The sequence below is a fragment of the Streptomyces hyderabadensis genome (assembly GCF_020404845.1).
Classification (GTDB): domain Bacteria; phylum Actinomycetota; class Actinomycetes; order Streptomycetales; family Streptomycetaceae; genus Streptomyces; species Streptomyces hyderabadensis.
Window position 1 is genome coordinate 50,402 of sequence record NZ_JAIOJZ010000035.1, and the last position, 26,566, is coordinate 76,967.

The 26,566-nt window shown below is 72.2% G+C and carries 23 protein-coding genes; 17 read left to right on the forward strand and 6 right to left on the reverse strand.

The window, feature by feature from the left end; all coding sequences use genetic code 11:
* Positions 1 to 110: 110 nt before the first annotated feature.
* Positions 111 to 296, reverse strand: coding sequence for a 50S ribosomal protein L28 (rpmB, locus tag K7854_RS24815; protein WP_003993230.1), 186 nt, complete (start codon positions 294 to 296; stop codon positions 111 to 113).
* Positions 297 to 561: 265 nt separating this feature from the next.
* On the opposite strand from rpmB, the gene K7854_RS24820 reads away from it, so the two are divergent.
* The 9 genes from K7854_RS24820 to mutM all read left to right on the forward strand — a co-directional run bounded on the left by K7854_RS24820 (position 562) and on the right by mutM (position 9,751).
* Complete coding sequence (locus tag K7854_RS24820) at positions 562 to 2,286, forward strand: DAK2 domain-containing protein (protein ID WP_226028762.1); 1,725 nt, start codon at positions 562 to 564, stop codon at positions 2,284 to 2,286.
* A gap of 61 nt (positions 2,287 to 2,347) precedes the next feature.
* Positions 2,348 to 4,564 (forward strand): ATP-dependent DNA helicase RecG, encoded by a 2,217-nt coding sequence (gene recG, locus K7854_RS24825; RefSeq protein ID WP_226028763.1) that lies wholly within the window; start codon positions 2,348 to 2,350, stop codon positions 4,562 to 4,564.
* A gap of 53 nt (positions 4,565 to 4,617) precedes the next feature.
* Complete coding sequence (gene rsmD, locus K7854_RS24830) at positions 4,618 to 5,205, forward strand: 16S rRNA (guanine(966)-N(2))-methyltransferase RsmD (RefSeq protein WP_226028764.1); 588 nt, start codon at positions 4,618 to 4,620, stop codon at positions 5,203 to 5,205.
* 26 nt (positions 5,206 to 5,231) lie between these two features.
* Positions 5,232 to 5,711, forward strand: a complete 480-nt coding sequence (gene coaD / locus K7854_RS24835) for a pantetheine-phosphate adenylyltransferase (RefSeq protein WP_226028765.1) — start codon at positions 5,232 to 5,234, stop codon at positions 5,709 to 5,711.
* A 132-nt stretch (positions 5,712 to 5,843) separates the two neighbouring features.
* A complete protein-coding gene (locus K7854_RS24840) occupies positions 5,844 to 6,971 on the forward strand; it encodes a F0F1 ATP synthase subunit B family protein (RefSeq protein ID WP_226028766.1) in 1,128 nt (375 codons plus the stop codon).
* A gap of 154 nt (positions 6,972 to 7,125) precedes the next feature.
* Positions 7,126 to 7,779, forward strand: a complete 654-nt coding sequence (locus tag K7854_RS24845) for a YceD family protein (RefSeq protein ID WP_226028767.1) — start codon at positions 7,126 to 7,128, stop codon at positions 7,777 to 7,779.
* Between the two features lie 2 nt (positions 7,780 to 7,781).
* The gene (rpmF, locus tag K7854_RS24850) at positions 7,782 to 7,955 is read left to right on the forward strand and encodes a 50S ribosomal protein L32 (RefSeq protein ID WP_003951102.1); all 174 of its coding nucleotides are present in this window, start codon (positions 7,782 to 7,784) and stop codon (positions 7,953 to 7,955) included.
* Between the two features lie 7 nt (positions 7,956 to 7,962).
* Positions 7,963 to 8,802: a ribonuclease III gene (gene rnc / locus K7854_RS24855; protein ID WP_226028768.1), complete on the forward strand. Its 840-nt coding sequence runs from the start codon at positions 7,963 to 7,965 to the stop codon at positions 8,800 to 8,802.
* Between the two features lie 88 nt (positions 8,803 to 8,890).
* Positions 8,891 to 9,751: a bifunctional DNA-formamidopyrimidine glycosylase/DNA-(apurinic or apyrimidinic site) lyase gene (gene mutM, locus K7854_RS24860; RefSeq protein ID WP_226028769.1), complete on the forward strand. Its 861-nt coding sequence runs from the start codon at positions 8,891 to 8,893 to the stop codon at positions 9,749 to 9,751.
* On the opposite strand, the gene K7854_RS24865 is transcribed toward mutM, so the two are convergent.
* Together K7854_RS24865 and K7854_RS24870 are read right to left on the reverse strand one after the other, a co-directional pair.
* Entirely contained in the window at positions 9,741 to 10,145 is a 405-nt protein-coding gene (locus K7854_RS24865; protein WP_226028770.1) for a winged helix-turn-helix transcriptional regulator, read from the reverse strand. The two genes, mutM and K7854_RS24865, sit on opposite strands and share 11 nt — an antisense overlap.
* 95 nt (positions 10,146 to 10,240) lie before the next feature.
* Positions 10,241 to 11,476, reverse strand: coding sequence for a CAP domain-containing protein (locus K7854_RS24870; RefSeq protein WP_226028782.1), 1,236 nt, complete (start codon positions 11,474 to 11,476; stop codon positions 10,241 to 10,243).
* A gap of 182 nt (positions 11,477 to 11,658) precedes the next feature.
* Between K7854_RS24870 and K7854_RS24875 the strand changes: the two genes are divergently transcribed.
* The 4 genes from K7854_RS24875 (at position 11,659) to K7854_RS24890 (ending at position 17,984) form a co-directional block, all read left to right on the forward strand.
* Positions 11,659 to 11,940, forward strand: coding sequence for an acylphosphatase (locus K7854_RS24875; protein WP_226028771.1), 282 nt, complete (start codon positions 11,659 to 11,661; stop codon positions 11,938 to 11,940).
* 379 nt (positions 11,941 to 12,319) lie between these two features.
* Positions 12,320 to 12,532, forward strand: a complete 213-nt coding sequence (locus tag K7854_RS24880; protein ID WP_030188592.1) for a hypothetical protein — start codon at positions 12,320 to 12,322, stop codon at positions 12,530 to 12,532.
* A gap of 264 nt (positions 12,533 to 12,796) precedes the next feature.
* The gene (smc, locus tag K7854_RS24885; protein ID WP_226028772.1) at positions 12,797 to 16,360 is read left to right on the forward strand and encodes a chromosome segregation protein SMC; all 3,564 of its coding nucleotides are present in this window, start codon (positions 12,797 to 12,799) and stop codon (positions 16,358 to 16,360) included.
* Between the two features lie 205 nt (positions 16,361 to 16,565).
* Positions 16,566 to 17,984 (forward strand): sugar porter family MFS transporter, encoded by a 1,419-nt coding sequence (locus K7854_RS24890; RefSeq protein ID WP_226028773.1) that lies wholly within the window; start codon positions 16,566 to 16,568, stop codon positions 17,982 to 17,984.
* Positions 17,985 to 18,099: 115 nt separating this feature from the next.
* Here K7854_RS24890 and K7854_RS24895 read toward each other — a convergent pair whose 3' ends face one another.
* On the reverse strand, positions 18,100 to 18,459 hold the full coding sequence (locus K7854_RS24895) for a hypothetical protein (RefSeq protein ID WP_226028774.1): 360 nt from the start codon (positions 18,457 to 18,459) through the stop codon (positions 18,100 to 18,102).
* Between the two features lie 125 nt (positions 18,460 to 18,584).
* On the reverse strand, positions 18,585 to 20,042 hold the full coding sequence (locus tag K7854_RS24900) for a cytosine permease (protein WP_226028775.1): 1,458 nt from the start codon (positions 20,040 to 20,042) through the stop codon (positions 18,585 to 18,587).
* A gap of 184 nt (positions 20,043 to 20,226) precedes the next feature.
* On the opposite strand from K7854_RS24900, the gene ftsY reads away from it, so the two are divergent.
* Positions 20,227 to 21,435, forward strand: coding sequence for a signal recognition particle-docking protein FtsY (gene ftsY / locus K7854_RS24905; protein ID WP_226028776.1), 1,209 nt, complete (start codon positions 20,227 to 20,229; stop codon positions 21,433 to 21,435).
* 467 nt (positions 21,436 to 21,902) lie between these two features.
* Here ftsY and K7854_RS24910 read toward each other — a convergent pair whose 3' ends face one another.
* Positions 21,903 to 22,574, reverse strand: a complete 672-nt coding sequence (locus K7854_RS24910) for a bifunctional DNA primase/polymerase (RefSeq protein ID WP_226028777.1) — start codon at positions 22,572 to 22,574, stop codon at positions 21,903 to 21,905.
* Positions 22,575 to 23,019: 445 nt separating this feature from the next.
* On the opposite strand from K7854_RS24910, the gene nsdA reads away from it, so the two are divergent.
* The 3 genes from nsdA (at position 23,020) to K7854_RS24925 (ending at position 26,513) form a co-directional block, all read left to right on the forward strand.
* Entirely contained in the window at positions 23,020 to 24,522 is a 1,503-nt protein-coding gene (gene nsdA, locus K7854_RS24915) for a transcriptional repressor NsdA (RefSeq protein ID WP_226028778.1), read from the forward strand.
* Between the two features lie 309 nt (positions 24,523 to 24,831).
* The gene (locus tag K7854_RS24920) at positions 24,832 to 26,178 is read left to right on the forward strand and encodes an ammonium transporter (RefSeq protein ID WP_226028779.1); all 1,347 of its coding nucleotides are present in this window, start codon (positions 24,832 to 24,834) and stop codon (positions 26,176 to 26,178) included.
* On the forward strand, positions 26,175 to 26,513 hold the full coding sequence (locus K7854_RS24925) for a P-II family nitrogen regulator (protein WP_003973409.1): 339 nt from the start codon (positions 26,175 to 26,177) through the stop codon (positions 26,511 to 26,513). The genes K7854_RS24920 and K7854_RS24925 overlap by 4 nt, the downstream gene beginning before the upstream one ends.
* Positions 26,514 to 26,566 lie beyond the last annotated feature (53 nt).

Sequence of the window (26,566 nt, forward strand, 5' to 3'; positions counted from 1 at the left end):
GGCGAGGGGCCGCGGGGCGGGGGATCCGGGCACGGCAAAAAGCCGGCCCACACGAGGTGGACCGGCTCCGTACAGCGGACCAGGCAGTGGCCGCGCGCTCAGCTGATGCGTCAGCGCGAGACCTTGCCGGCCTTGATGCACGAGGTGCAAGCGTTCACGCGCTTCGGCGTCCCGCCGACCACGGTACGCACACGCTGGATGTTCGGGTTCCAGCGACGGGACGTACGGCGGTGCGAGTGCGAGATGTTGTTGCCGAAGCCCGGCCCCTTGCCGCAGACGTCGCAGTTGGCAGCCACGGGTCACTCCAAAGACTTCAGATGCACTTACGGTTGATCCCGGCATGCCGGGATCAAGCTCTCGGACTCGCGAACGGTCCGGGATCTGAGTGGCGGTGCCAGGGGGATGGCCCGATCGGGATCGGGCAACCGGAGCAGCATACAACGGCTGCTCCCGTACAACGAAACTACCACGGCAGCTCAGGGGCCCGTCCCGGCCCTCTTCCGGTGACCGGGTGCCCAAGGTCTACGCTGCCAGCCACGTCCACAGCACAGGGAGGCGCAGGTGGCGCAGGTGCCGCAGAGGTTCTTCGACGCTCTGGCGGTGCGCACCTGGTGCGGTCTGTCGCTGCGCGCGCTGGGCCGGGCACGCGAGGAGATCGACGCGATCAACGTCTATCCCGTCGCCGACGGCGACACCGGTACGAACCTCTACCTGACGGTCGAGTCGGCCGTCGCCGCCGTGGAGGCCGTCTTCGCCGCGCACGAGGTGGCCGAGGGGCCCCGGAACGCGGGCGAGGCACCCCGGGACGCCGGCGACGGGCCCTCGCTGGCCGACGCCGTGGGCGCCATGGCGCACGGCGCGCTGATCGGCGCGCGGGGCAACTCCGGCACCATCCTCGCCCAGCTGCTGCGCGGCATGGCCCAGGTGCTCGCCGCACGGGGTGACTCCGCCCACACCGAGGGCACCGGACTGCGGCTGGCCCTGCGGCACGCGGCCGCGTCCGCCCGGCAGGCCGTGGCCCACCCGGTCGAGGGCACCGTCCTGACCGTCGCCTCGGCCGCCGCGGACGCGGCCGACGGTGCCGGGGACGACTGTGCCGAGGTGGCACGCACCGCCTACGAGGGCGCCCGCGCGGCGCTCGCCGCGACCCCGGGCCAGCTGGCCGTCCTGGGGCGCGCCGGAGTCGTCGACGCGGGCGGGCACGGGCTGGTGACGGTCCTGGCGGCCCTGGTGGAGACGTTCACGGGCCGGGCGCCGGGACCGGTCGCGGTGCCGCACGCGCGCGTGCACCACGGCGGCGAGGAACCCGGCGAAGTGCCCGCGGCCGGGGGGTGCGCCACGGAGACGGAGGCCGACGAGAACGGTCCCGCCTTCGAGGTGATCTACCTCCTGGAGGCCGAGGACGCGGCCGTGGCCCGGCTGCGGCAGCGGCTCGACGCCCTCGGGGACTCGCTCGTCGTGGTCGGCGGCGACGGACTGTGGAACGTCCACGTGCACGTCGACGACGCGGGCGCCGCCGTGGAGGCCGGTGTCGAGGCCGGACGGCCGCACCGGATCCGCATCACCCACTTCGGGCACGGCGACGCGCACACCACCAAGGCCGAGCGCCCGCCCCGGGAGCGCACCCAGCGCGCCGTGGTGGCCGTCGTACCGGGGGAGGGGCTGGCGGCGCTGTACGCCGAGGCCGGCGCGACCACCCTGCTCGCGCGCCCCGGGGAGCCGCCCGCGAGCGGCGAGCTGGTCCAGGCCGTCCGGCGGGCGCACGCGCGCGAGGTGGTGCTGCTGCCCAACGACGCCGAGCTGCGCCACACCGCCGCCGCGGCGGCCGAGCAGGCCCGCACCGAGGGCATCCGGGTCGCCCTCATCCCGACCCGCTCCGCGGTCCAGGGCATCGCCGCGCTCGCCGTGCACGAGTCCGAGCGCCGCTTCGACGAGGACGTGGTGGCGATGACCTCGGCGGCCGGCGCCACCCGGCACGCGGAGGTCACCGTCGCCGAACGCCAGTCCTGGACTACGGCCGGCATCTGCCAGGCCGGTGACGTGCTCGGCCTCATCGACGGCGACGTGGCCGTGATCGGCACCGACGTCGCACAGGTCGCCGCGACCGTCCTGGACCGCATGCTGTCGGCCGGCGGCGAGCTGGTCACCCTGGTCCTCGGCGACGAGGCGCCCGAGAGCGTCGCCGACCACCTCCGGGCCCGCGTCCGGGAGGCCTACCTCGCCGTCGACACGGTCGTCTACCGGGGCGGCCGGCAGGGCGCCCTGCTGCTGGTCGGCGTGGAGTAGGGGGAGCAGCGCGGGGCCGGTACGGCGTTCCCCCGGGCCGTTGTCAGTGGCGTGGTGTGGAATGGATCTCGTGCCCGCACTGCAAGAACCCCTGAAGAAGGTGCTCGGCCCCGCCACCGCGAAGGTGATGGCCGAGCACCTCGGCCTGCACACCGTCGGCGACCTCCTCCACCACTACCCCAGGAGATACGAGGAGCGCGGTCAGCTCACCCACCTCGCCGACCTGCCCATGGACGAGCACGTCACCGTGGTCGCCCAGGTCGCCGACGCCCGGCTGCACACCTTCGCCTCCTCCAAGGCCCCGCGCGGCAAGGGACAGCGCCTCGAAGTGACCATCACGGACGGCAGCGGCCGCCTCCAACTGGTCTTCTTCGGCAACGGCGTCCACAAACCCCACAAGGAACTCCTGCCGGGCACCCGCGCGATGTTCGCCGGCAAGGTCTCCGTCTTCAACCGCCGTCTTCAACTGGCCCATCCGGCATACGAGTTGCTGCGCGGCGACACCGAGGGCGGGGAAACCGTCGAGTCCTGGGCGGGCGCCCTCATCCCCCTCTACCCGGCCACCGCCAAGCTGGAGTCCTGGAAGCTCGCCAAGGCGATCCAGACGGTGCTGCCCAGCGCCCAGGAGGCCGTCGACCCGCTCCCCGGCTCCCTGCGCGAGGGCCGGGGCCTGGTCTCCCTGCCCGAAGCCCTCCTCAAGATCCACCGCCCGCACACCAAGGCCGACATCGAGGACGCCCGCGCCCGGCTGAAGTGGGACGAGGCCTTCGTCCTCCAGGTCGCCCTCGCCCGCCGCCGCCACGCCGAGACCCAACTCCCCGCCGTGCCCAGGAAGCCCGGCCCGGACGGCCTGCTCACCGCCTTCGACGACCGCCTCCCCTTCACCCTCACCGACGGCCAGCAGACGGTCTCCCGCGAGATCTTCGACGACCTCGCCACCGACCACCCGATGCACCGGCTGCTCCAGGGTGAGGTGGGCAGCGGCAAGACCCTGGTCGCGCTGCGCGCCATGCTCGCCGTCGTCGACTCCGGCGGGCAGGCCGTGATGCTGGCGCCCACCGAGGTGCTCGCCCAGCAGCACCACCGGTCGGTCGTCGAGATGATGGGCGAGCTGGCCGAGGGAGGCATGCTGGGCGGCGCCGAGCACGCCACCAAGGTGGTGCTGCTCACCGGCTCCATGGGCGCCGCCGCCCGCCGGCAGGCCCTGCTCGACCTGGCCACCGGCGAGGCCGGCATCGTCATCGGCACCCACGCCCTGATCGAGGACAAGGTCCAGTTCCACGACCTTGGCCTGGTCGTCGTCGACGAGCAGCACCGCTTCGGCGTGGAGCAGCGCGACGCCCTGCGCGGCAAGGGCAAGCAGCCCCCGCACCTGCTCGTCATGACCGCCACACCCATCCCGCGCACCGTCGCCATGACCGTCTTCGGCGACCTGGAGACCTCCGTCCTGGACCAGCTCCCGGCCGGCCGTTCCCCGATCGCCAGCCACGTCGTCCCGGCCGCGGACAAGCCGCACTTCCTCGCCCGGGCCTGGGAGCGGGTTCGCGAGGAGGTCTCGAACGGCCACCAGGCGTACGTCGTGTGCCCGCGCATCGGCGACGAGGACGACGACCCGAAGAAGAAGGCCGCGCAGCGCACCTCGCCCGAGGACGACGCCGAGAAGCGGCCCCCGCTCGCGGTCCTCGACGTCGCCGAGCAGCTGGCCAAGGGCCCGTTGCAGGGCCTCAAGGTGGAGGTGCTGCACGGCCGTATGCAGCCCGACGACAAGGACGCGGTCATGCGCCGCTTCGCCGCCGGGGAGACCGACGTCCTGGTCGCCACCACCGTCATCGAGGTCGGCGTGAACGTCCCCAACGCCACCGCGATGGTGATCATGGACGCCGACCGCTTCGGCGTCTCCCAGCTCCACCAGCTGCGCGGCCGGGTCGGCCGTGGCTCCGCCCCCGGCCTGTGCCTGCTGGTCAGCGAGATGCCCGAGGCCAGTGCGGCCCGGCAGCGGCTGAACGCCGTCGCGAGCACCCGCGACGGCTTCGAGCTCTCCCGCATCGACCTCGAACAGCGCCGCGAGGGCGACGTCCTCGGCCAGGCCCAGTCCGGCGCCCGCACCTCGCTGCGGGTCCTCGCCGTCATCGAGGACGAGGAGATCATCGCCGAGGCGAGACAGGAGGCGGCGGCCGTCGTCGCCGCCGACCCGGAGCTGACCGGCCTGCCGGGGCTGCGCACCGCCCTGGAGGCACTGCTGGACGAGGAGCGGGAGCAGTACCTGGAGAAGGGCTGAGAGACTGGCAGCGGACACCGTCCGTCCACCCGAGCACCGACAAGGACCCAGAAATGACCCGCGTGATCGCCGGCAAGGCCGGCGGACGTCGCCTGGCCGTCCCGCCGGGGACCGGTACCCGCCCCACGTCCGACCGCGCGCGCGAGGGCCTGTTCTCCACCTGGCAGTCCCTGCTCGGCGGCCCGCTGGACGGCGAGCGGGTGCTCGACCTGTACGCCGGTTCCGGCGCCGTCGGCCTGGAGGCGCTCTCGCGCGGCGCGGGGCACGTGCTGCTCGTCGAGGCCGACGCCCGGGCCGCCCGCACGGTCCGGGAGAACGTCAAGTCCCTCGGCCTGCCCGGCGCCGAGGTCAGGGCGGGCAAAGCGGAGCAGATCATCCGCACCCCCGCCCCCGGGGACCCGTACGACGTGGTCTTCCTGGACCCGCCGTACGCCGTCTCGGACGACGATCTTCGGGAGATCCTGCTCACACTCCGCACGGAGGGGTGGCTCGGGACGGAAGCGCTCGTCACCGTGGAGCGCAGCACCAGGGGCGGCGAATTCCGCTGGCCGCACGGCTTCGAAGCGATCCGGGCCCGTCGCTACGGCGAGGGAACGTTTTGGTACGGTCGCGCCGCCTCTACGTGCGAAGACGCACGATGACCGGACCGGAGAGCGAGGGAACTCAAGTGCGCCGCGCCGTCTGTCCCGGGTCGTTCGACCCGATCACCAACGGACATCTCGACATCATCGCCCGTGCCTCCAGCCTCTACGACGAGGTCTACGTCGCGGTGATGATCAACCAGGCCAAGAAGGGCCTGTTCGAGATCGAGGAGCGGATCGACCTCATCCGCCAGGTCACCGCCGAGTACGGGAACGTCCGCGTCGAGTCCTTCCACGGCCTGCTCGTCGACTTCTGCAAGCAGCGCGAGATCCCCGCCATCGTCAAGGGCCTGCGCGCGGTCAGCGACTTCGACTACGAGCTGCAGATGGCCCAGATGAACAACGGCCTCTCCGGCGTGGAGACCCTCTTCATCCCCACCAACCCCACCTACAGCTTCCTGTCGTCCTCCCTGGTCAAGGAGGTCGCGACCTGGGGCGGCGACGTCTCCCACCTGGTGCCGCCGCTGGTCCTGGAAGCCCTCACGGAACGCCTGCGCAACCGCTGACCGCCCCGTCGTCCAGCCGGTGCCGCACCCCCGGAGCCTGACAATCCGTCACCCGGTGTCCCCCGGACGCCCCAGGGCCGTACAGTCGTCCCGTCCGTCTCCATCACAGCTGTAGAGAGTGGCGAGCACACGGTGGACGTGCAGAACAAGCTCGACGAGATCACCGCGATGGTCTCCGGCGCCCGCGCCATGCCCATGTCGGCCTCGTGCGTGGTCAACCGCGCCGAACTGCTCGCGATGCTGGAAGAGCTGCGCGCCGAGCTGCCCGGTTCCCTCGCCCAGGCGCAGGAGCTGATCGGCGACCGGGAGCAGATGGTGGCGCAGGCCCGCCAGGAGGCCGACCGGATCATCGAGAGCGCGCACGCCGAACGCGGCTCCCTGATCGCCGACACCGAGGTCGCCCGCCGCTCCCAGGCCGAGGCCGACCGGATCCTCGCCGAGGCCCGCCAGGAGGCCGAGGAGGTCCGCGCCGAGGCCGACGACTACGTCGACTCCAAGCTCGCCAACTTCGAGGTCGTGCTCACCAAGACCCTCGGCTCCGTCGGCCGCGGCCGCGAGAAGCTCCTGGGCACCGGACCCGGCCTCGACGAGAACGGCTACGAGGACGAGGACGCCCCCGAGCGCAGCCACGACCCCGAGACCCTGCGCCGCGACGCCGACGCCTACGTCGACACCAAGCTCGGCGCCTTCGAGGCCGTGCTGGCCAAGACCCTGGAAGCGGTCGGCAAGGGCCGCCAGAAGCTGCACGGCCGGATCGCCACCGACGACCTCGGCGTCCTCGCCGACGACATGACCACCGTCCAGCACTCCAGCGACGCCGACTACCTCGCCGACCTCGCGGGCCTCTCCGACGCCGCCCCCGCCCCCGCCGCCGAGCAGCCCAGGCAGCCCCAGTACGGCGAGCCGGAGCCCGTGGCGGCCCAGGCGCCCCCGGCCGTGCCCGAGATGCCGGCCCAGGAACCGGCGTACGGCTACGCCCAGCAGCAGCCCGACCCGTACGCGGCCTACCAGCAGACCTACGGCGGCGGCCAGGACCCGTACGGCTACCAGCAGCAGGGCGCCGACCCGTACGCCTACCCGTACGACGGCGGGCAGCAGGGCTACGACGGGCAGCAGGGCTACGCCCAGCCCCAGGTCCCGCAGCAGCCCCCGCACGCACCGCAGGTCCAGCCGCAGGCGCTCGACGAGACCAGCCTCTTCGACACCAGCATGATCAGCGCCGAGCAGCTGAGGGCGTACGAACAAGGCCGCGGCCTCTAGGCGGGGCCCCGGGGGCGAGGGCGTCCCGGCCCGGATTGGGCCGAGAGCGAATGGTCCAGTATCCTGGCTCTTCGGTCGCGCGTACGTCCGCGATCGCCGCTGCCCGGGAACACCGAAGGGCAGCGCCCCCACCTCACGAAGACCGAAAGCAGGAATGGTTCTGAACGCGCGCCTCGACCACCGCGACCCCCTCGTGTTCGACACGCACGAGCTGGGACGGCGGCCCGGTGCGCTCCAGCGCCTGACCCGCACGGTCGACGCTCCCCGGGACTTCGGTCTCCAGGGGGTCATCGGAGTGCCGGAAGGCGCCCCGGTGGAGCTGGATCTCCGGCTCGAGTCGGTCATGGAAGGGGTGCTCGTCACGGGCACCGCCCGTGCCAGGGCCGAGGGGGAGTGCGTAAGGTGTCTGGAGCCGGTCGAGCAGCAGCTCGAAGCGGACTTCCAGGAGCTGTTCTCGTACCCTGACGCCGACGACCGTGGCCGCCCCGTGGCGGAACCGGGCGACGACGCCGAGGACGACGAGGACCGGCTCTTCGTCGAGGACGGACTGATCGGCCTCGAACCCGTGCTGCGCGACGCGGTGGTGCTCGCACTGCCGATGCAGCCGGTGTGCCGGGAGGACTGCCAGGGTCTGTGCTCCGAGTGCGGAGCCCGCCTGTCGGACGACCCGGACCACCACCACGACGCCGTCGACATCCGTTGGGCGGCATTGCAGGGACTCGCCGGTTCACTCGGAGACGGCGAGAAGGACGAGATGAGCGGCGACGGGCCAGAATCCGCGGACGCCGCCGAGAAGCAGGAGAAGTAGCCGTGGCTGTTCCGAAGCGGAAGATGTCGCGCAGCAACACGCGCCACCGCCGGTCGCAGTGGAAGGCTGCGGTCCCCACCCTGGTTGCGTGCGAGCGCTGCCACGAGCCCAAGCAGCAGCACATCGCGTGCCCGTCTTGCGGCACTTACAACAAGCGCCAGGTCCTCGAGGTCTGAGCGGCTGGTGAGAGGCACTGTGTCCACTACCAAGAAGGTGGCAGAGTCCGAAGCCACCAGTCCCCGCCGCCGCGGGGGTGCTCCGGCGGACACCCAGGCCTCGTCCCACACGCTTCTGGAAGGGCGGCTCGGCTATCAGCTCGAGTCCGCCCTTCTGGTGCGTGCACTGACCCACCGTTCCTACGCGTACGAGAACGGCGGTCTGCCGACGAACGAGCGGCTGGAGTTCCTCGGTGACTCCGTCCTCGGCCTCGTCGTCACGGACACGCTGTACCGCACCCACCCCGACCTGCCCGAGGGCCAGCTGGCCAAGCTGCGGGCCGCGGTGGTCAACTCGCGTGCGCTGGCGGAGGTGGGCCGCGGGCTCGAACTCGGCTCCTTCATCCGGCTCGGCCGCGGTGAAGAGGGCACGGGCGGCCGGGACAAGGCGTCCATCCTCGCCGACACCCTCGAAGCGGTGATCGGCGCGGTCTATCTCGACCAGGGCCTCGACGCGGCCTCCGAACTGGTGCACCGCCTGTTCGACCCGCTGATCGAGAAGTCCTCCAACCTCGGCGCCGGCCTGGACTGGAAGACCAGCCTCCAGGAACTCACCGCGACCGAAGGGCTCGGCGTTCCCGAGTACCTGGTCACGGAGACCGGCCCCGACCACGAGAAGACCTTCACTGCTGCCGCCCGCGTCGGAGGCGTCTCGTACGGCACCGGCACCGGCCGCAGCAAGAAGGAGGCGGAGCAGCAGGCCGCGGAATCCGCGTGGCGGTCCATCCGGGCCGCGGCGGACGAGCGCGCCAAGGCGACGGCCAACGCCGTCGACGCGGACCCCGACGAGGCGTCCGCCTCCGCCTGACCACCCACCGCACGATCCGCACGCCCGCCCCGCCCCGGGGCGGGCGTCGTCGCCCGTCCACGCCCGGCCCACCCCGGAGGGGAACGCCATGCCCGAGTTGCCCGAGGTGGAGGTCGTACGGCGCGGACTCGCGCGCTGGGTCGCCCACCGGACCGTCGCCGACGCCGAGGTGCTGCACCCGCGCGCGGTCCGCCGGCACCTCGCCGGACCCGACGACTTCGCCCACCGCCTGGGCGGCCACCGCATCGGCACCCCCAGCCGCCGCGGCAAGTACCTGTGGCTGCCCCTGGAGGACACCGACCAGGCGGTCCTCGCCCACCTCGGCATGAGCGGCCAGCTCCTGGTCCAGCCGCACGAGGTCCCCGCCGAGAAGCACCTGCGCATCCGGGTCCGCTTCGCCGACGACCTCGGCACCGAACTCCGCTTCGTCGACCAGCGCACCTTCGGCGGCCTCTCCCTGCACGAGACGTCCGCCGACGGACTGCCCGACGTCATCGCGCACATCGCCCGCGACCCGCTGGACCCCCTCTTCGACGACGAGGCGTTCCACCGCGCCCTGCGCCGCAAGCGCACCACCATCAAACGGGCCCTGCTCGACCAGTCCCTGATCAGCGGCGTCGGCAACATCTACGCCGACGAGGCCCTGTGGCGCGCCCGCCTGCACTACGAACGCCCCACGGCGACCCTCACCCGCCCCCGCACCACCGAACTCCTCGGCCACGTCAGGGACGTCATGAACGCGGCCCTCGCCGTGGGCGGCACCAGCTTCGACAGCCTGTACGTCAACATCAACGGCGAGTCCGGCTACTTCGAACGCTCCCTCGACGCGTACGGCCGAGAGGGCCTGCCCTGCCGCCGCTGCGCCACCCCGATGCGCCGCCGGCCGTGGATGAACCGGTCCAGCTACTACTGCCCGAAGTGCCAGCGGGCGCCGAGGGTCACGCCGTAGGCATCCGCTGTGCGTCGTACCGCTCCCGCGACGCCAGCACCTCGTCCATCCGCCCCTCCAGGCACTGGATGAGCGCCTTCAGCCGCCCGGCCACCTCACGGCCCAGCGCGGTCAGCTCGTAGTCCACGCGCGGCGGGTTGGTCGGCTGGGCCTCGCGGTGCACCAGCCCGTCGCGCTCCAGCGCGTGCAGGGTCTGGGCCAGCATCTTCTCGCTGACGCCGTCCACCCGGCGGCGCAGCTCGTTGAACCGGAAGGAGCCCTCGTACAGCGCGCCGAGCGTCAGCGCGCCCCAGCGCCCGGTGACGTGCTCCAGGGTGCCGCGCGAGGGACAGGCCCGCGAGAACACGTCGTACGGCAGCTCCTGCTCCGCCGTGCGCTCCTGCGTGGTCGACATGCGTCCAGCGTACGTGAGCACAGCGCCACCCCGCAGACCGCGCTGACCGGGGGACAGCGCCGGGACCCGCGCCGGGGCGGCAGGGTCCGGGATGGTCAGTAGCCGAAGTCCTGTGTCCACCAGGGGCCGCCGGAGCCGAAGTGGACACCGACGCCGATGGTCTTGAAGTCGCAGTTCAGGATGTTGGCGCGGTGGTCGGGGCTGTTCATCCAGGCGTCCATCACGGCCTGGGCGTCGGCCTGGCCGCGGGCTATGTTCTCGCCGCCGAGACCGGATATGCCGGCTGCCGCCGCCCGGTCCCAGGGGGTGGCGCCGCCGGGGTCGGTGTGGTCGAAGAAGCCCTGGGTCGCCATGGCCGTGCTGAAGTCCTCGGCCAGTTCGCGCAGGGCGCTGTTCGCGGCCACCGGGCTGCAGCCGACCTTGGCCCGTTCGTCGTTGACCAGCTTGATCACCTGCGCCTGCGCGACGGCCTGCTCGGAGACGGCGGCGGACGCGCCGGGCGTCGCGGGCTCCTCGGTGGCCGGGCGCGAGGGCGTGGGCTTCGGCTTGCTGCTCGGCGTCGTCTTCGGCTTCTTGGTCTTCGACGGTGTCCCGGCCGGGGCGGCGGGCTTCGAGGCCGGTGCCGAGGCGGAGGGGGAGGACGGAGAGGATGGCGCGGCGGACGAAGAGGACGGGGCGGACGGGGAGTCCTTGGCGGGCGCCTCCTTCGACGGGGACTGGGAGGACCGGGACGGCGAGGAGGACCGGTCGGTGCCGCGGCTCGTGGCGGCGTCGTCGCCACGGCCGCTGTCGGCGCTGCCCGAGGTGCCGCCCTGCTGGGACGGGCTGTTCGTCGGGACGTCCTGGGCGTGCACCCGGTCGCCTCCGCCGCTGCCGCCGCCGAGCCGGTAGTTGTCGAGGCCCGGCACCACGCCCGTGGCCACCGCCACCGTGCCGATGGCGACCGCGGCGGACACCCCGAGCAGACCGGTGCGGACGGGGGTGGCCGCCCTCTTCCGGCGGCGCCGGCGCCCTCCGCCGGGCTGCGAGCCGCCGTCGGGCGTGTATCCCCCGCTGGGGAACGCGACGGTGCGGCCGGCCTGCGGGCCTTCGCCGTCCGGTCCGTCAGGGCCGTCCGGTCCGGCCGCGAACAGGTAGGCGTCGCTCTTGGCGCGGACCTCGGCGTACGCCTCGGGGTTCAGATAGGGGGCGATGCCCATCGTGGGCGCCTCGCCGGCGTCCCGCCTCAGCGGGTCGCTGCCTCGTCCCGTCGTCGTGCCGTCCGTCTCGTGGCCCCCCGCGGCGCGGCCCGTGGCGGCGCGGCCGGCGGCGGAGCGTCGGTGGCGTCCCATGTCCTGGCCTTCCTCGTCCTCGTCCTCGCGCTGGGCTTGCCCTGCGGTCGACTGCACTCATGATCAATACGAAACCCACACGATCGGGTGAGTTTCGTATGGGATTCATTGGGTCGGGACGGTACCGCATGGCGCCAGGGGGTGAAGTGTCCCGCGGGACATTGACTGGTTAGCTTGCAGCCATGAACGAGGATGTACGGCTGGTCGCGTGGGTGCGCGGACAGGTCCAGGGCGTGGGATTCCGCTGGTTCACGCGGGCCAGGGCGCTGGAACTCGGCGGGATGAGTGGTTTTGCTCTCAATTTGGGCGACGGTCGCGTCCAGGTCGTCGCGGAGGGCCCGCGCGAGCGCTGCGAGCGCCTGCTGGAGTGGCTGCACGGCGACGACACGCCCGGACGCGTGGACGGAGTCACCGAGATCTGGGACACACCCCGCGGGGGCTACGACGGCTTCGCCATCCGCTGACGGCCCTCCGTGCAGGGGCCCGCGGACGCCGGACAGGACCCGCCCCGCAGGGGTGGCCCGGGCGAAAACGGGCAGGTGGTTGCCAAGGACGGCCGCTCGTGGCAGGCTCCGGACGCAGAATGATCGCCGCGCCCCCAGGGGCCCGCAGGAGTCGCAGCGCCGCCGCTTCCCGGCCGCATGCCCCCGGGCGCCCGCCAATACGGGGCGTGATCGTGTTGACCGTCAAACTTTTTGGTGAGACGCTGAAAGCCCCGCGCACCTTAGCTGTTTGGCATGGTTGAACGGCAGTGAAAACTCCATAGTGCCAAGCACCGCGGGTGCGATTCCCTCACGACCCACACCGCTTCGGTCGGTCACTCATTGTGGAGGACCATCCATCATGGCAAAGGCGCTTCTCGGTTACGTCGGCGGCTCCGACCCTCGACTCCTCGCCGAGATGCGACGGCTCCAGCAGCGCGTCCAGGACCTGGAATCCGAGCTCGGACGAATCCAGGCGGAGAAGGACGCGCTGGCGGCTGCCGCTTCTCACGACAGGATCATGGAGAGCATGGAGAGCGTTGACGCACACCAGGCGGAGCCTGCGCTCACCTGATCACTGCATCGCTCCACCACGGCACGGCAGTGGTTGGGCCCGCCCGTACAACCGCTCAGGTGTCAGAGTCTGCAAGGGACGCTTCGGCGTCCCTTCTTTCTTTCCCGCCCCCCGTCTCGCCGCGGCCCCGCCCGTCGTGTGTCCGTCCCCGCGCAACCTTTCACCCTCTTCAACGTCTGATGTGCCCTGCACGTTCACCGGTGAAACCGCGACGGTTCACCGGTTCGTGGAGTGAGACACACCCGAGAGGTAGAGTCCGACGACGTGCACCTGAAGGCCCTGACCCTGAGAGGGTTCAAGTCGTTCGCCTCGGCGACCACGCTCCGGTTCGAGCCGGGCATCACCTGTGTCGTCGGCCCCAACGGCTCGGGCAAGTCCAACGTCGTCGACGCGCTCAGCTGGGTCATGGGCGAACAGGGCGCCAAGTCGCTGCGCGGCGGCAAGATGGAGGACGTCATCTTCGCCGGCACCACCGGCCGCCCGCCGCTCGGCCGGGCCGAGGTGTCGCTGACCATCGACAACTCCGACGGGGCCCTGCCCATCGAGTACGCCGAGGTCACCATCACGCGGATCATGTTCCGCAACGGCGGCAGCGAGTACCAGATCAACGGCGACACCTGCCGCCTCCTGGACATCCAGGAACTGCTCTCCGACTCCGGCATCGGCCGCGAGATGCACGTCATCGTCGGACAGGGCCAGCTCGACTCCGTCCTGCACGCCGACCCGATGGGCCGCCGGGCCTTCATCGAGGAGGCCGCCGGCGTCCTCAAGCACCGCAAGCGCAAGGAGAAGGCGCTGCGGAAACTGGACGCGATGCAGGCCAACCTCGCGCGCGTGCAGGACCTCACCGACGAGCTGCGGCGCCAGCTCAAGCCCCTCGGGCGCCAGGCCGCCGTCGCCCGTCGGGCCGCCGTCATCCAGGCCGACCTGCGGGACGCCCGGCTGCGGCTCCTCGCCGACGACCTGGTACGGATGCGCGAAGCGCTGCAGGCCGAGATCGCCGACGAGGCCGCGCTCAAGGAACGCAAGGACGCCGCCGAGCAGGAGCTGGGCCGGGCGCTGCGCCGCGAGGCGGACCTGGAGGACGAGGTGCGCCGCCTCACCCCGCGCCTCCAGCGCGCCCAGCAGACCTGGTACGAGCTGTCCCAGCTCGCCGAACGGGTGCGCGGCACGATCTCGCTGGCCGACGCGCGCGTGAAGAGCGCCACCTCCGCGCCGCCCGAGGAGCGCCGCGGCCGCGACCCGGAGGAACTGGAGCGCGAGGCCGCCCGCGTCCGCGAGCAGGAGGCCGAACTCGAAGCGGCCCTGGAGGCGGCCGAACACGCCCTGGAGGACACGGTCGCGCACCGCGCCGACCTCGAACGCGAACTGGCCGTGGAGGAGCGCCGCCTCAAGGACGCCGCCCGGGCCATCGCCGACCGCCGCGAGGGCCTGGCCCGGCTGAGCGGCCAGGTCGGCGCCGCCCGGTCCCGCGCCGCCTCCGCCCAGGCCGAGATCGAGCGCCTGGCCGAGGCCCGCGACGCGTCGCGCGAGCGGGCCGCCGCCGCCCAGGAGGAGTACGAAACCCTCCAGGCCGAGGTCGACGGACTCGACGCCGACGACCGGGAACTGGCCGAGCGGCACGACGCCGCCCGGCAGGCACTCACCGAGGCGGAGACCGCCCTGAGCGCGGCGCGCGAGGCGGCCACCGCGGCGGAACGCGAGCGCGCCGCCACGCAGGCCCGGCACGAGGCCCTCGCCCTGGGCCTGCGCCGCAAGGACGGCACCGGCGCACTGCTCGCCGCCAAGGACCGGCTCACCGGCCTGCTCGGCCCCGCCGCCGGACTCCTCACCGTGACTCCGGGTCACGAAGCCGCCCTGGCCACCGCCTTCGGCGCCGCCGCCGACGCCCTCGCGGTGACCTCCCCGGCGGCCGCCGCCGACGCCATCCGCCTGCTGCGCAAGCAGGACGCGGGCCGCGCCGCCCTGCTGCTGGCCGGCGCCCCCGACGACGTACCGGACGGCATGCGCGACGCGCGCGAGGACGGGCCGCCGTACGCCGCGGACCTGGTCCACGGGCCCGCCGACCTGATGCCCGCCGTACGTCGGCTGCTGCGCGGGATCGTCGTCGTCGCCACCCTGGAGGACGCCGAGGACCTCGTCTACGCCCGCCCCGGGCTGACCGCCGTCACCGCGGAGGGGGACCTGCTGGGCGCCCACTTCGCGCAGGGCGGGTCCGCCGGCGCGCCCAGCCTCCTGGAGGTGCAGGCGTCCGTGGACCAGGCCGCCGCCGAGCTGGCGGAGCTGGGCGTGCGGTGCGAGGAGCTGGCGGCGGCGCAGGACGCGGCCGCCGCACGGCGCCGGGAGTGCGCGGCGCTCGTCGAGGAGCTGGGGGAGCGGCGCCGGGCCGCCGACCGGGAGAAGTCGTCCGTCGCCCAGCAGCTGGGCCGGCTGGCCGGACAGGCGCGCGGCGCCGCCGGGGAGGCGGAACGGTCCACCGCCGCTGCCGCCCGGGCGCAGGAGGCGCTGGACAAGGCGCTCATGGAGGTCGAGGAACTGGCCGAGCGGCTGGCCGTCGCCGAGGAGATGCCGGTCGAGGAGGAGCCCGACACCGCCGCCCGCGACCGGCTTGCCGCCGACGGGGCCAACGCCCGCCAGACCGAGATGGAGGCCCGCCTCCAGGTCCGTACCCACGAGGAGCGGGTCAAGGGACTCGCCGGACGGGCCGACTCCCTGGACCGGGCCGCCCGCGCCGAACGCGAGGCACGCGCGCGTGCCGAACAGCGGCGGGCCAGGCTGCGGCACGAGGCGGCCGTCGCCGAGGCGGTCGCCGCCGGCGCCCGGCAGCTGCTCGCCCACGTCGAGGTCTCGCTGACCCGCGCCGACCAGGAGCGCACCGTCGCCGAGGCGGCCAAGGCCCGGCGCGAGCAGGAACTGACCGCCGCGCGCACCGCCGGACGCGACCTCAAGGCGGAGCTGGACAAGTTGACGGATTCAGTTCACCGGGGCGAGGTACTCGGCGCCGAGAAGCGGCTGCGGATCGAGCAGCTGGAGACCAAGGCGCTGGAGGAACTCGGTGTGGAACCGGCGGGGCTCGCGGCCGAGTACGGCCCCCATCAAGAGGTGCCGCCCTCGCCCCCCGCCGAGGGGGAGGTGCTCCCCGAGGACCCGGAGCACCCGCGCAACCGCCCGCGGCCGTTCGTCCGCGCCGAGCAGGAGAAGCGGCTGAAGGCCGCCGAGCGCGCCTACCAGCAGCTCGGCAAGGTCAATCCGCTGGCCCTGGAGGAGTTCGCGGCGCTGGAGGAGCGGCACCAGTTCCTCAGCGAGCAGCTGGAGGACCTGAAGAAGACCCGCGCCGACCTGCTCCAGGTCGTCAAGGAGGTCGACGAGCGCGTCGAGCAGGTCTTCACCGAGGCCTTCCGGGACACGGCCCGGGAGTTCGAGGGCGTCTTCGGCAGGCTGTTCCCGGGCGGTGAGGGGCGGCTGATCCTGACCGACCCCGACAACATGCTCACCACGGGTGTGGACGTCGAGGCCCGGCCCCCGGGGAAAAAGGTCAAGCGGCTCTCACTGCTCTCCGGCGGGGAGCGCTCGCTGACCGCGGTGGCGATGCTGGTGTCGATCTTCAAGGCCCGGCCGAGTCCGTTCTACGTGATGGACGAGGTCGAGGCGGCGCTCGACGACACCAACCTGCAGCGGCTGATCCGGATCATGCAGGAGCTGCAGGAGGCCTCGCAGCTGATCGTCATCACGCACCAGAAGCGCACGATGGAGGTCGCCGACGCGCTCTACGGCGTGTCCATGCAGGGCGACGGTGTGTCGAAGGTCATCAGCCAGCGGTTGCGCTGACTCGGACCAGCCATAACTTCAAGTCTTGAACGAGTGGACTCGCCCTCCGACCTTCTCACTGCCTCAGACTCACAGCTGTCGCCCTATTGACTTCGACACTTGAAGGCATAGTCTCTGCAACGTTGCTTTTACCTTCAGGTCCCTTCGCCGGTACCTCGAAGGGAGAACCGCCCCGGCAGCGTTGCCGGTAGCCCGAGGAGTACACGTGGCCAGCACATCGCAGGCACCCCAATCAGGAGCCAGGACGGCTCACCCCGATCATCTCGGGCACGTCATCTTCATCGCGGCGGCGGCCGCGATGGGCGGTTTCCTGTTCGGCTACGACAGTTCCGTGATCAACGGCGCCGTCGAGGCCATCCGGGACCGCTACGACGTCGGCTCCGCGGTGCTGGCCCAGGTCATCGCCGTCGCGCTGATCGGCTGCGCCATCGGCGCCGCGACCGCGGGCCGCATCGCCGACCGCATCGGCCGGATCCGCTGCATGCAGATCGCGGCGGTCCTCTTCACCGTCAGCGCCGTCGGCTCCGCACTGCCCTTCGCGCTGTGGGACCTCGCCATGTGGCGCATCATCGGCGGCTTCGCCATCGGCATGGCCTCGGTGATCGGCCCCGCCTACATCGCCGAGGTGTCCCCGCCCGCCTACCGCGGCCGGCTCGGCTCCTTCCAGCAGGCCGCGATCGTCATCGGCATCGCCGTGTCGCAGCTGGTCAACTGGGGGCTGCTGAACGCCGCCGGCGGTGACCAGCGCGGTGAGCTGATGGGCCTGGAGGCCTGGCAGGTCATGCTCGGCGTCATGGTGATCCCGGCCGTCCTCTACGGACTGCTGTCCTTCGCCATCCCCGAGTCCCCCCGCTTCCTGATCTCCGTCGGCAAGCGCGAGCGCGCCCGGAAGATCCTCGAAGAGGTCGAGGGCAAGGACGTCGACTTCGACGCCCGCATCACCGAGATCGAACACGCCATGCACCGCGAGGAGAAGTCCTCCTTCAAGGACCTGCTCGGCGGCAGCTTCTTCTTCAAGCCGATCGTCTGGATCGGCATCGGCCTGTCGGTCTTCCAGCAGTTCGTCGGCATCAACGTCGCGTTCTACTACTCCTCGACGCTGTGGCAGTCGGTCGGCGTCGACCCGACGGACTCCTTCTTCTACTCGTTCACGACGTCGATCATCAACATCATCGGCACCGTGATCGCGATGATCTTCGTGGACCGCGTCGGCCGCAAGCCGCTCGCGCTGATCGGCTCCGTCGGCATGGTGATCGGCCTGGCGCTGGAGGCCTGGGCCTTCTCCTTCGACCTGGTCGACGGCAAGCTCCCGGCCACCCAGGGCTGGGTCGCCCTGATCGCCGCCCACGTCTTCGTCCTCTTCTTCGCACTGTCGTGGGGTGTGGTCGTCTGGGTCTTCCTCGGCGAGATGTTCCCCAACCGGATCCGCGCCGCCGCCCTGGGTGTGGCCGCCTCCGCGCAGTGGATCGCCAACTGGGCCATCACCGCGAGCTTCCCGTCGCTGGCCGACTGGAACCTCTCCGGCACCTACGTGATCTACACGATCTTCGCCGCGCTCTCCATCCCCTTCGTGCTGAGGTTCGTGAAGGAGACGAAGGGCAAGGCCCTGGAGGAAATGGGCTGACCCGCCCGCCCCGAACCCGGGGAGGAGGGCCAAGTCCCCGCTGCCCCTCTCCCCGTACCGTCCGCCGCCCCGCCCGGTCTTCCTCCGGGCGGGGCGGCGGTGTGCCGGGTCCCGTTCACCAGATGAGGACGTGAGCGCCGATGAGCCGGGCGCGCTCGGCCGCCGCCTCGATGTTGTCCAGGCGGCGGCCGATCGCGTCCGGGTGCACCCCCGTCGCGGCGGCGATCCGGTCCAGACGGGCCCGCAGCAGGAGGATCTCGTCGAGGAGCCGCGGCAGGTCCTCCGTCGCGACCTCCATCCAGCCGCCGTCGAGCAGCGGCAGGAAGCGTGCGCCCAGCGAACGCACGGCTCGTGACCCCCACACCTTCTGGCGCCAGCTCTCGAACCCGGCCGAGTCGTTGACCCCCTCCGGAGTGTCGAGCACGTCGAACTCCCCGTTCGGACCCCGGACGACCACGTCCATGCTGAGGCTCATGCGCGCAGACAAGCACTGCGCGGCCGGGCGGGCAACGGCATTTCGGCGCGGCCGGGAAAGGGACGGGCACGGAAAGACGTCCCCGCTCCCGGGTGTTCGGGAGCAGGGGCGTCGTTCGGCGTACGTCAGACGGTCACGGCCTCGGCCTCGGGCTGCCCGGCCCGCTCCGCGTGCGCGCCCGGGGCGACCGGCGCCGGCTTCGGCAGCAGCGCGTACAGCAGGGCGGAGGTCACGATCGTGGCCACCCAGCCCAGTCCGTACTCGCCGACGAAGTTGTTCGTGGCCAGCGGGCCGGTGAACCAGTCGGACGTGGTGAACATCAGACCGGCGGCCAGGCCCACCGCCCAGGCGGCGACGGCGGCGGGGGAGAAGCCGCCGCGGTACCAATAGGCGCTGGTGCGGCCGGTGTCGGCCAGGGCCTCGCCGTCGTACTCCCGGCCGCGCAGCATGTCCGCGCCGAACACGCCGACCCAGGCGGAGAAGGCCACCGCGAGCAGCGACAGGAAGGCGATGAAGGAGCCCATGAAGCTGGTCGCCACCAGCATCAGCACGCCGCCGAAGACCAGCGAGATCACGGCGTTCACCGAGACCGCCCAGTGCCGCGGGACCTTGAAGCCCAGGGTCTGCGCGGTGAAGCCCGCCGAGTACATCGACATCGAGTTGATCAGCAGCATGCCGATCAGCGCGATCAGCAGGTACGGCACGGCGATCCAGGTCGGCAGGATCTCGCCCAGGGAGGAGACCGGGTCGGCGGCCGAGGCCAGATCCGGCGTCGAGACCGCCATCACCGCGCCCATCAGCACCATCGGCAGGACGACGATGCCCGCGCCGCCGACCGTGACCCCCACGATCCCCTTCGAGGAGGCCGTGCGCGGCAGGTACCGGGTGAAGTCCGGCGCGGACGGGATCCAGCTGACGCCGCCCGCCGCGATCAGACCCACGCCCGTGATCATCGCGGCCACCGAGCCGGCGGACCGGTCGAACACCGCGGACCAGTCGGTGTCGACGACCAGGTAGCCAAGCACCAGCACCGAGAAGGCGCCGAAGAGGTACGCCGCGTACTTGTTGCACTTCTGCACGGCGTTGATGCCGAGCCCGGAGATCGCGAACGTCGCCACGACGAAGGCGAGCAGCGTCACCATGTCCAGCACGCTGTTCGCACGTATGCCGAAGACGATGTCCAGCACCGTGAGCACGGCATAGGCGCCGGTCACCGCGTTGATCGTCTCCCAGCCCCAGCGGGCGACCCAGATCAGCGAACCCGGCAGCAGATTGCCCCGCTGCCCGAACACGGCACGGGACAGCGCCATCCCGGGAGCGCCACCGCGCTTGCCGGCGATGCCGATCAGACCCACCAGGCCGTACGACACGACGGGCGCCGCGGCCGCGACGACCAGGGCCTGCCAGAAGTTGAGCCGGTACGCCACGACGAGGCTCGCGCCCATCGTGAGCAGCAGCACGCTGATGTTGGCGCCGACCCAGGTCGGGAACAGCTCGCGGGTCCGGGCGGTGCGCTCGTGGTCCGGCACCTGCTCGATGCCGCGGGTCTCCAGGGCGCCTTCGTTCTCGGCGGTCTTGCTCATGTGGGGGGTCCGTGCCTCGATCGTGGGGAAGAGGGGGCGGTCGGGACTCTACGCGCGTTGACGCAGCCTTCTCCATCGTACTTTGCTCCGACTCGCTCCTTCCAGGGGCCTTTGTCCTTTGGCGGAAACCACAAGCGTCCATCGGCGGGGGGCCGCGCCGGGGGTCACGCATACTGGTCCCGTTATGGAAATCGTCATCCTTGCTGTAGTCATCGCCGTGGTCGTGATCGGCGCGCTCGGCGGGCTGGTCGTCGGCAGCCGCCGCAAGAAGCAGCTGCCCGAGCCGCCCCCCGCCGCGCCCGACATCACCGCCCCTCCGGCCGAGCCGCACGTCGGCGACGAGGCCGAGACGCCGCGCGACGAAACGCGCCGGACGATAGAGGAGGTCGACCTCCCGGACGGCGGCACCGCCACCGTCGAGGAGCCGCCCGTCGTCGAAGAGCTCGAGATCCCGCAGATCGAGGTTCCCGAGCCTACCGCCGGCCGACTGGTCCGGCTCCGTGCCCGCCTCTCCCGCTCGCAGAACGCCCTCGGCAAGGGTCTGCTGACCCTGCTGTCCCGGGAGCACCTCGACGACGACACCTGGGAGGAGATCGAGGACACGCTGCTCACCGCCGACGTCGGCGTGCAGCCCACCCAGGAGCTGGTGGAGCGGCTCCGCGAGCGGGTGAAGGTCCTCGGCACCCGTACGCCCGAGGAGCTGCGCGCCCTGCTGCGGGAGGAGCTGATCACCCTCGTCGGCCCCGACATGGACCGCGAGGTCAAGACCGAGCCCGCCACGAGCAAGCCCGGCATCGTCATGGTCGTCGGGGTGAACGGCACCGGCAAGACCACCACCACCGGCAAGCTCGCCCGCGTCCTGGTGGCCGACGGCCGCAGCGTCGTCCTCGGCGCCGCCGACACCTTCCGCGCCGCCGCGGCCGACCAGCTGCAGACCTGGGGCGAGCGCGTCGGTGCCCACACCGTGCGCGGGCCCGAGGGCGGCGACCCCGCCTCCGTCGCCTTCGACGCGGTCAAGGAGGGCAAGGAGATGGGCTCGGACGTCGTGCTCATCGACACCGCCGGCCGCCTGCACACCAAGACCGGTCTCATGGACGAGCTGGGCAAGGTCAAGCGGGTCGTGGAGAAGCACGCGCCGCTGGACGAGGTGCTGCTCGTGCTCGACGCCACCACCGGCCAGAACGGTCTGATCCAGGCCCGGGTCTTCGCCGAGGTCGTCGACATCACCGGCATCGTGCTCACCAAGCTGGACGGCACGGCCAAGGGCGGCATCGTGGTCGCCGTCCAGCGTGAGCTGGGCGTGCCGGTCAAGCTGATCGGACTCGGCGAGGGCGCGGACGACCTGGCGCCGTTCGAGCCGGCGGCCTTCGTGGATGCGCTCATCGGCGAGTGACGCCCGCTGCCGGCGTCCCGCGCCCGCACCCGCGAGAAGCGCCCGCCTCCCCGACCGGGAGCCGGGCGCTTCGCCGTGTGGTGGGGCGGGGGCGTTGCGGGCGCGAGGCGCGGTGAATGCTGTCACCGCCCGTGTCCGCCGAGTGGCGGGCGCCAGGACGCGCGGCGGCTCCGCCGGATGAGCGGCAGCGACGCTCCCGGCCGGGGCCGGGGCCGGAGCCGGGGCCGAGGGCGGGGTAGGTAGGCGTTGGGTGTGCGGCGTGTGGGTGTGCTGGTCGTGCGGGCACGGGCCTGCTCGGGTACGGGGGTCCCTGGCGTGCCGGGGCGGGCGGCCGCGCCCGGGACCGGTGGGCTACGTACGCTCCCGGCCGGAGCCGGAGCCGGAGCCGGAGCCGGAGCCGGAGCCGCGGGTCCGGGCGGGACCTGGGCCTGCCGGGGGCCCGGGTCCCGGGAGTGCCGGGTGGGTGGCTACGCGCGGGAGCGGTGGGCCACGTACGCCAGGGTGCCCAGGAGCAGCCGGGCCGCCGGGGGCCTGGTGGCCGAGTCCAGGGCGGGGGGCCGCAGCCAGCGCACCGGGCCCCGGCCGCCGCGGTCGGAGGGCGGGGCCGTGACGTACGTACCGGGGCCGAGGCCGCGCAGGTCCAGGGTGGACGGGTCGTCCCAGCCCATGCGGTAGAGCAGCCGGGGCAGCTCGGCGGCGGCGCCCGGGGCGACGAAGAAGTGGGCGCGGCCCTGCGGGGTGGCCGCGACCGGGCCGAGCGGGAGGCCCATGCGCTCCAGCCGGGCCAGCGCCCGCAACCCGGCGGACTCGGCCACCTCGATCACGTCGAAGGTCCGCCCCACCGCCAGCATCACCGCGGCGCCGGGGAACCGGGCCCAGGCCTCGCTCGCCTCGTCCAGGGTCGCCCCGGCCGGCACCGGGGGCGCGAAGTCCAGCGGGTGCGCGCCCGGCGCCGGGCAGTCGGGCAGGCCGCAGGAGCAGGCGCCCTGGGCGGTCCGGGCGCCCGGCACCACGTCCCAGCCCCACAGCCCCGTGTACTCGGCCACCACGGTGCACTCCGAGGCGCGGCCGCGGCGGCGCGAACCGGACCGGATCTCGCGCATGCCACGACTGCTGCCGATGCCGATCGTGAAGCCCATGCCCCCTCCAACGGGTCCGACGCAGCGGCGGTTACGCAGCGGACGTGAAACGTGACTCTCTGCTTCCAACTCCCCAGTCCGACGCGGTTCAGACAGCGTCCGGAAGCACTCCGGGTGGTGCGTCCGACGGCGCACGCCCCGGCGTGCACCGTTGCACCGACTCCCGGTTGGCCTATGTCAAGTGAATCGCGTCCCGGCCACCGCGAGTTCATTCGAAGGGGTGGCGAATGGTGGCGATTCCGCAATCGCCATGGCTGGACGAGTGATCGTAGGACTACTTTGTGTGCATGGAGCCTTGGGGCACATGCACTTGTGGGTATGCCGGAGGCAACCGGGCTTTCCGTTCGAAGGGTGCCAACCACCGGACGGAGGGCCCGGACCACCGGCATTCTGATAGGGCTTGGCGCACTCGGCGACAGATGGTCTCAGGGATGGGGGCGTTCCAGTGAGTGGCAACGGCGGAAGCGGTACGAGCGCGGCGAGCGCGTCGCACGCGGACAAACGCCCGAACGAGCTGCTCACCTCCTGGTTCGCCCGCAGCGGCTGGTCCAAGGGCGAGCTGGCCCGCCAGGTCAACCGCCGCGCCCGCCAGTTGGGCGCCAACCACATCTCCACCGACACCTCGCGCGTGCGCCGCTGGCTGGACGGGGAGAACCCGCGCGAGCCGATCCCGCGGATCCTGTCCGAGCTGTTCTCCGAACGCTTCGGCGTCGTCGTCTCCGTCGAGGACCTGGGCCTGCGCTCCACCCGCCCCACGCCCTCCGCCACCGGCGTCGACCTCCCCTGGACGGGCCCGCAGACCGTGGCCCTGCTCAGCGAGTTCTCGCGCAGCGACCTCATGCTGGCGCGGCGCGGCTTCCTCGGGAGCTCGCTGGCCCTCTCCGCGGGCCCGTCCCTCATCGAACCCATGCAGCGCTGGCTCGTCCCCACGCCCTCCGCCACCCCGTCCGCGGCCGGGCGGGAGACCGCGGCACCCGGCGGCCGCGCCCGTGGGCGGCTGTCCAGGCCGGAGCTGGACCTGCTGGAGTCGACCGCCGTGATGTTCCGCCGCTGGGACGCCCAGTGCGGCGGCGGCCTGCGCCGCAAGGCCGTGGTCGGCCAGCTGCACGAGGTCACCGACCTGCTCCAGGAACCCCAGACCGAGACCACCCGCGCCAAGCTCTTCAAGGTCGCCGCCGAGCTGGCCGAGCTGGCCGGCTGGATGTCGTACGACGTGGGGCTGCAGCCCACCGCCCAGAAGTACTTCGTGCTCGCCCTGCACGCCGCCAAGGAGGCGGGGGACCGGCCGCTGGGCTCGTACATCCTCTCCAGCATGAGCCGCCAGATGATCCACCTCGGCCGGCCCGACGACGCCCTGGAGCTGATCCACCTCGCGCAGTACGGCAGCCGGGACTGCGCCAGCCCCCGCACCCAGTCGATGCTCTACGCGATGGAGGCCCGCGCCTACGCCAACATGGGCCAGCCCGGCCGCACCAAGCGCGCGGTGCGCATGGCCGAGGACATCTTCGCCGAGGCCGACGAGTGGGACGAGCCGGACCCCGACTGGATCCGCTTCTTCTCCGAGGCCGAGCTGTACGGGGAGAACAGCCACTCCTTCCGCGACCTCGCCTACGTGGCCGGCCGCAGCCCCGCGTACGCCTCCCTCGCCGACCCCCTGATGCGCCGGGCCGTGGAGCTGTTCGCCAAGGACGAGGAACACCAGCGCTCCTACGCGCTGAACCTGATCGGCATGGCCACCGTCCACCTGCTGCGCCGCGAACCCGAGGAGAGCACCGTCCTGGCCATGGAGGCCATGGGCATCGCCAAGAAGGTCCGCTCCGAACGCGTCAACACCCGCATCCGCAAGACCGTCGACACGGCCGTACGCGATTTCGGCGACCTCGCGGAGGTCGTCGACCTCACCCAGCGGCTCGCCGTCGAGCTGCCGGAGACCGCCGAAGCGGTTTGAACCCCCACCAGCCCCGGCCGCGGCCGGCCCTCCCGAACTGCCCGACTCGGCTCCCCCATGCCAGGTCATTCGGAGGCCGCCGCGGCCGGCTTGCGTACCGGTCCCGACGGCCCGGTCACGGCAACGACCGCCCCCGGCCGTTCACCCACGCGTAACACGCACCGTGCCTTCGTCACGGCGGCGAAACAACGAGGGGCTTCCACCGAAACCGCGCTGCGCCAATCTCATGGCGCATAACCGGCCCACCCCTCACCGCCCGCCCGCCAGGCTTCGCCCGCACGGGGCCGTACCAACGACGAGGAGACGCCGATGGCTCCAGCCATCACGCTCGCGGCAGAGACGGAGCTCTCCGCCGCCAACACAGGCTTCATGCTCATCTGCTCCGCCCTGGTGATGCTCATGACGCCGGCCCTGGCCTTCTTCTACGGAGGCATGGTCCGCGTCAAAAGCACCCTGAACATGCTGATGATGAGCTTCATCAGCCTCGGCATCGTCACCGTCCTGTGGGTGCTGTACGGCTTCTCCATGGCGTTCGGCACCGACACCGGCAGCATCGTCGGCTGGAACTCCGACTGGGTCGGACTCAGCAACATCGGCCTGACCGAGCTGTGGGACGGCTACACCATCCCCGTCTTCGTGTTCCTGGTCTTCCAGCTGATGTTCGCCGTCCTCACCCCCGCCCTGATCAGCGGCGCCCTCGCGGACCGGGTCAAGTTCACCGCCTGGGCGCTGTTCATCGCCCTGTGGGTCACCGTCGTCTACTTCCCCGTCGCCCACTGGGTGTGGGGCGCCGGCGGCTGGGCCTTCGAACTTGGCGTGATCGACTTCGCGGGCGGCACGGCCGTGCACATCAACGCCGGTGCCGCGGCCCTCGGCGTGATCCTCGTCATCGGCAAGCGCGTCGGCTTCAAGAAGGACCCGATGCGCCCGCACAGCCTGCCCCTGGTCATGCTCGGCGCCGGCCTGCTGTGGTTCGGCTGGTTCGGCTTCAACGCGGGCTCCTGGCTCGGCAACGACGACGGCGTCGGCGCGCTGATGTTCGTCAACACCCAGGTCGCCACCGGCGCCGCCGTCCTCGGCTGGCTCGCCTACGAGAAGATCCGGCACGGCGCCTTCACCACCCTGGGCGCGGCCTCCGGAGCCGTCTCCGGCCTGGTCGCGATCACCCCGGCCGGCGGAGCCGTCTCCCCGCTGGGCGCGATCGCCGTCGGCCTCATCGCCGGAGTGGTGTGCGCCATGGCCGTCGGCCTGAAGTACAAGTTCGGCTACGACGACTCCCTCGACGTGGTCGGCGTCCACCTCGTCGGCGGCATCCTCGGCTCCCTGCTCATCGGCTTCTTCGCCAGCGGCAAGGGCCAGTCGGACGTCGAAGGACTCTTCTACGGCGGCGGACTCGACCAGTTCTGGAAGCAGTGCGCGGGCGTCTTCGGCGTCCTCGCCTACTCCCTCGTCGTCTCCGCGGTCCTCGCCTTCCTGCTGGACAAGACGATCGGCATGCGAGTGTCGGAGGACGTCGAGGTGGCCGGCATCGACCAGGCCGAGCACGCCGAGACCGCATACGACTTCAGCGGCGCCGGCGGCGGTGCCGCCCGGACGACCGCCACGCCGGCCGCCGCCACGGCCGCGTCGGCCCCGAGCAAGAAGGTGGACGCATGAAGCTCATCACCGCCGTCGTCAAGCCGCACCGGCTCGACGAGATCAAGGAGGCCCTCCAGGCCTTCGGGGTCCACGGCCTGACCGTCACCGAGGCCAGCGGCTACGGCCGCCAGCGCGGACACACCGAGGTCTACCGGGGTGCCGAGTACACCGTCGACCTGGTGCCCAAGATCCGCATCGAGGTCCTGGTCGAGGACGACGACGCCGAGCAGTTGATCGACGTGGTGGTCAAGGCGGCCCGCACCGGCAAGATCGGCGACGGCAAGGTCTGGGCGGTCCCGGTCGACACGGCCGTACGGGTCAGGACCGGCGAGCGCGGACCCGACGCGCTCTGACACGACGGACGGACGAAACGGGAGTCGCCGGGTGACCAGTACGGACGTGACCG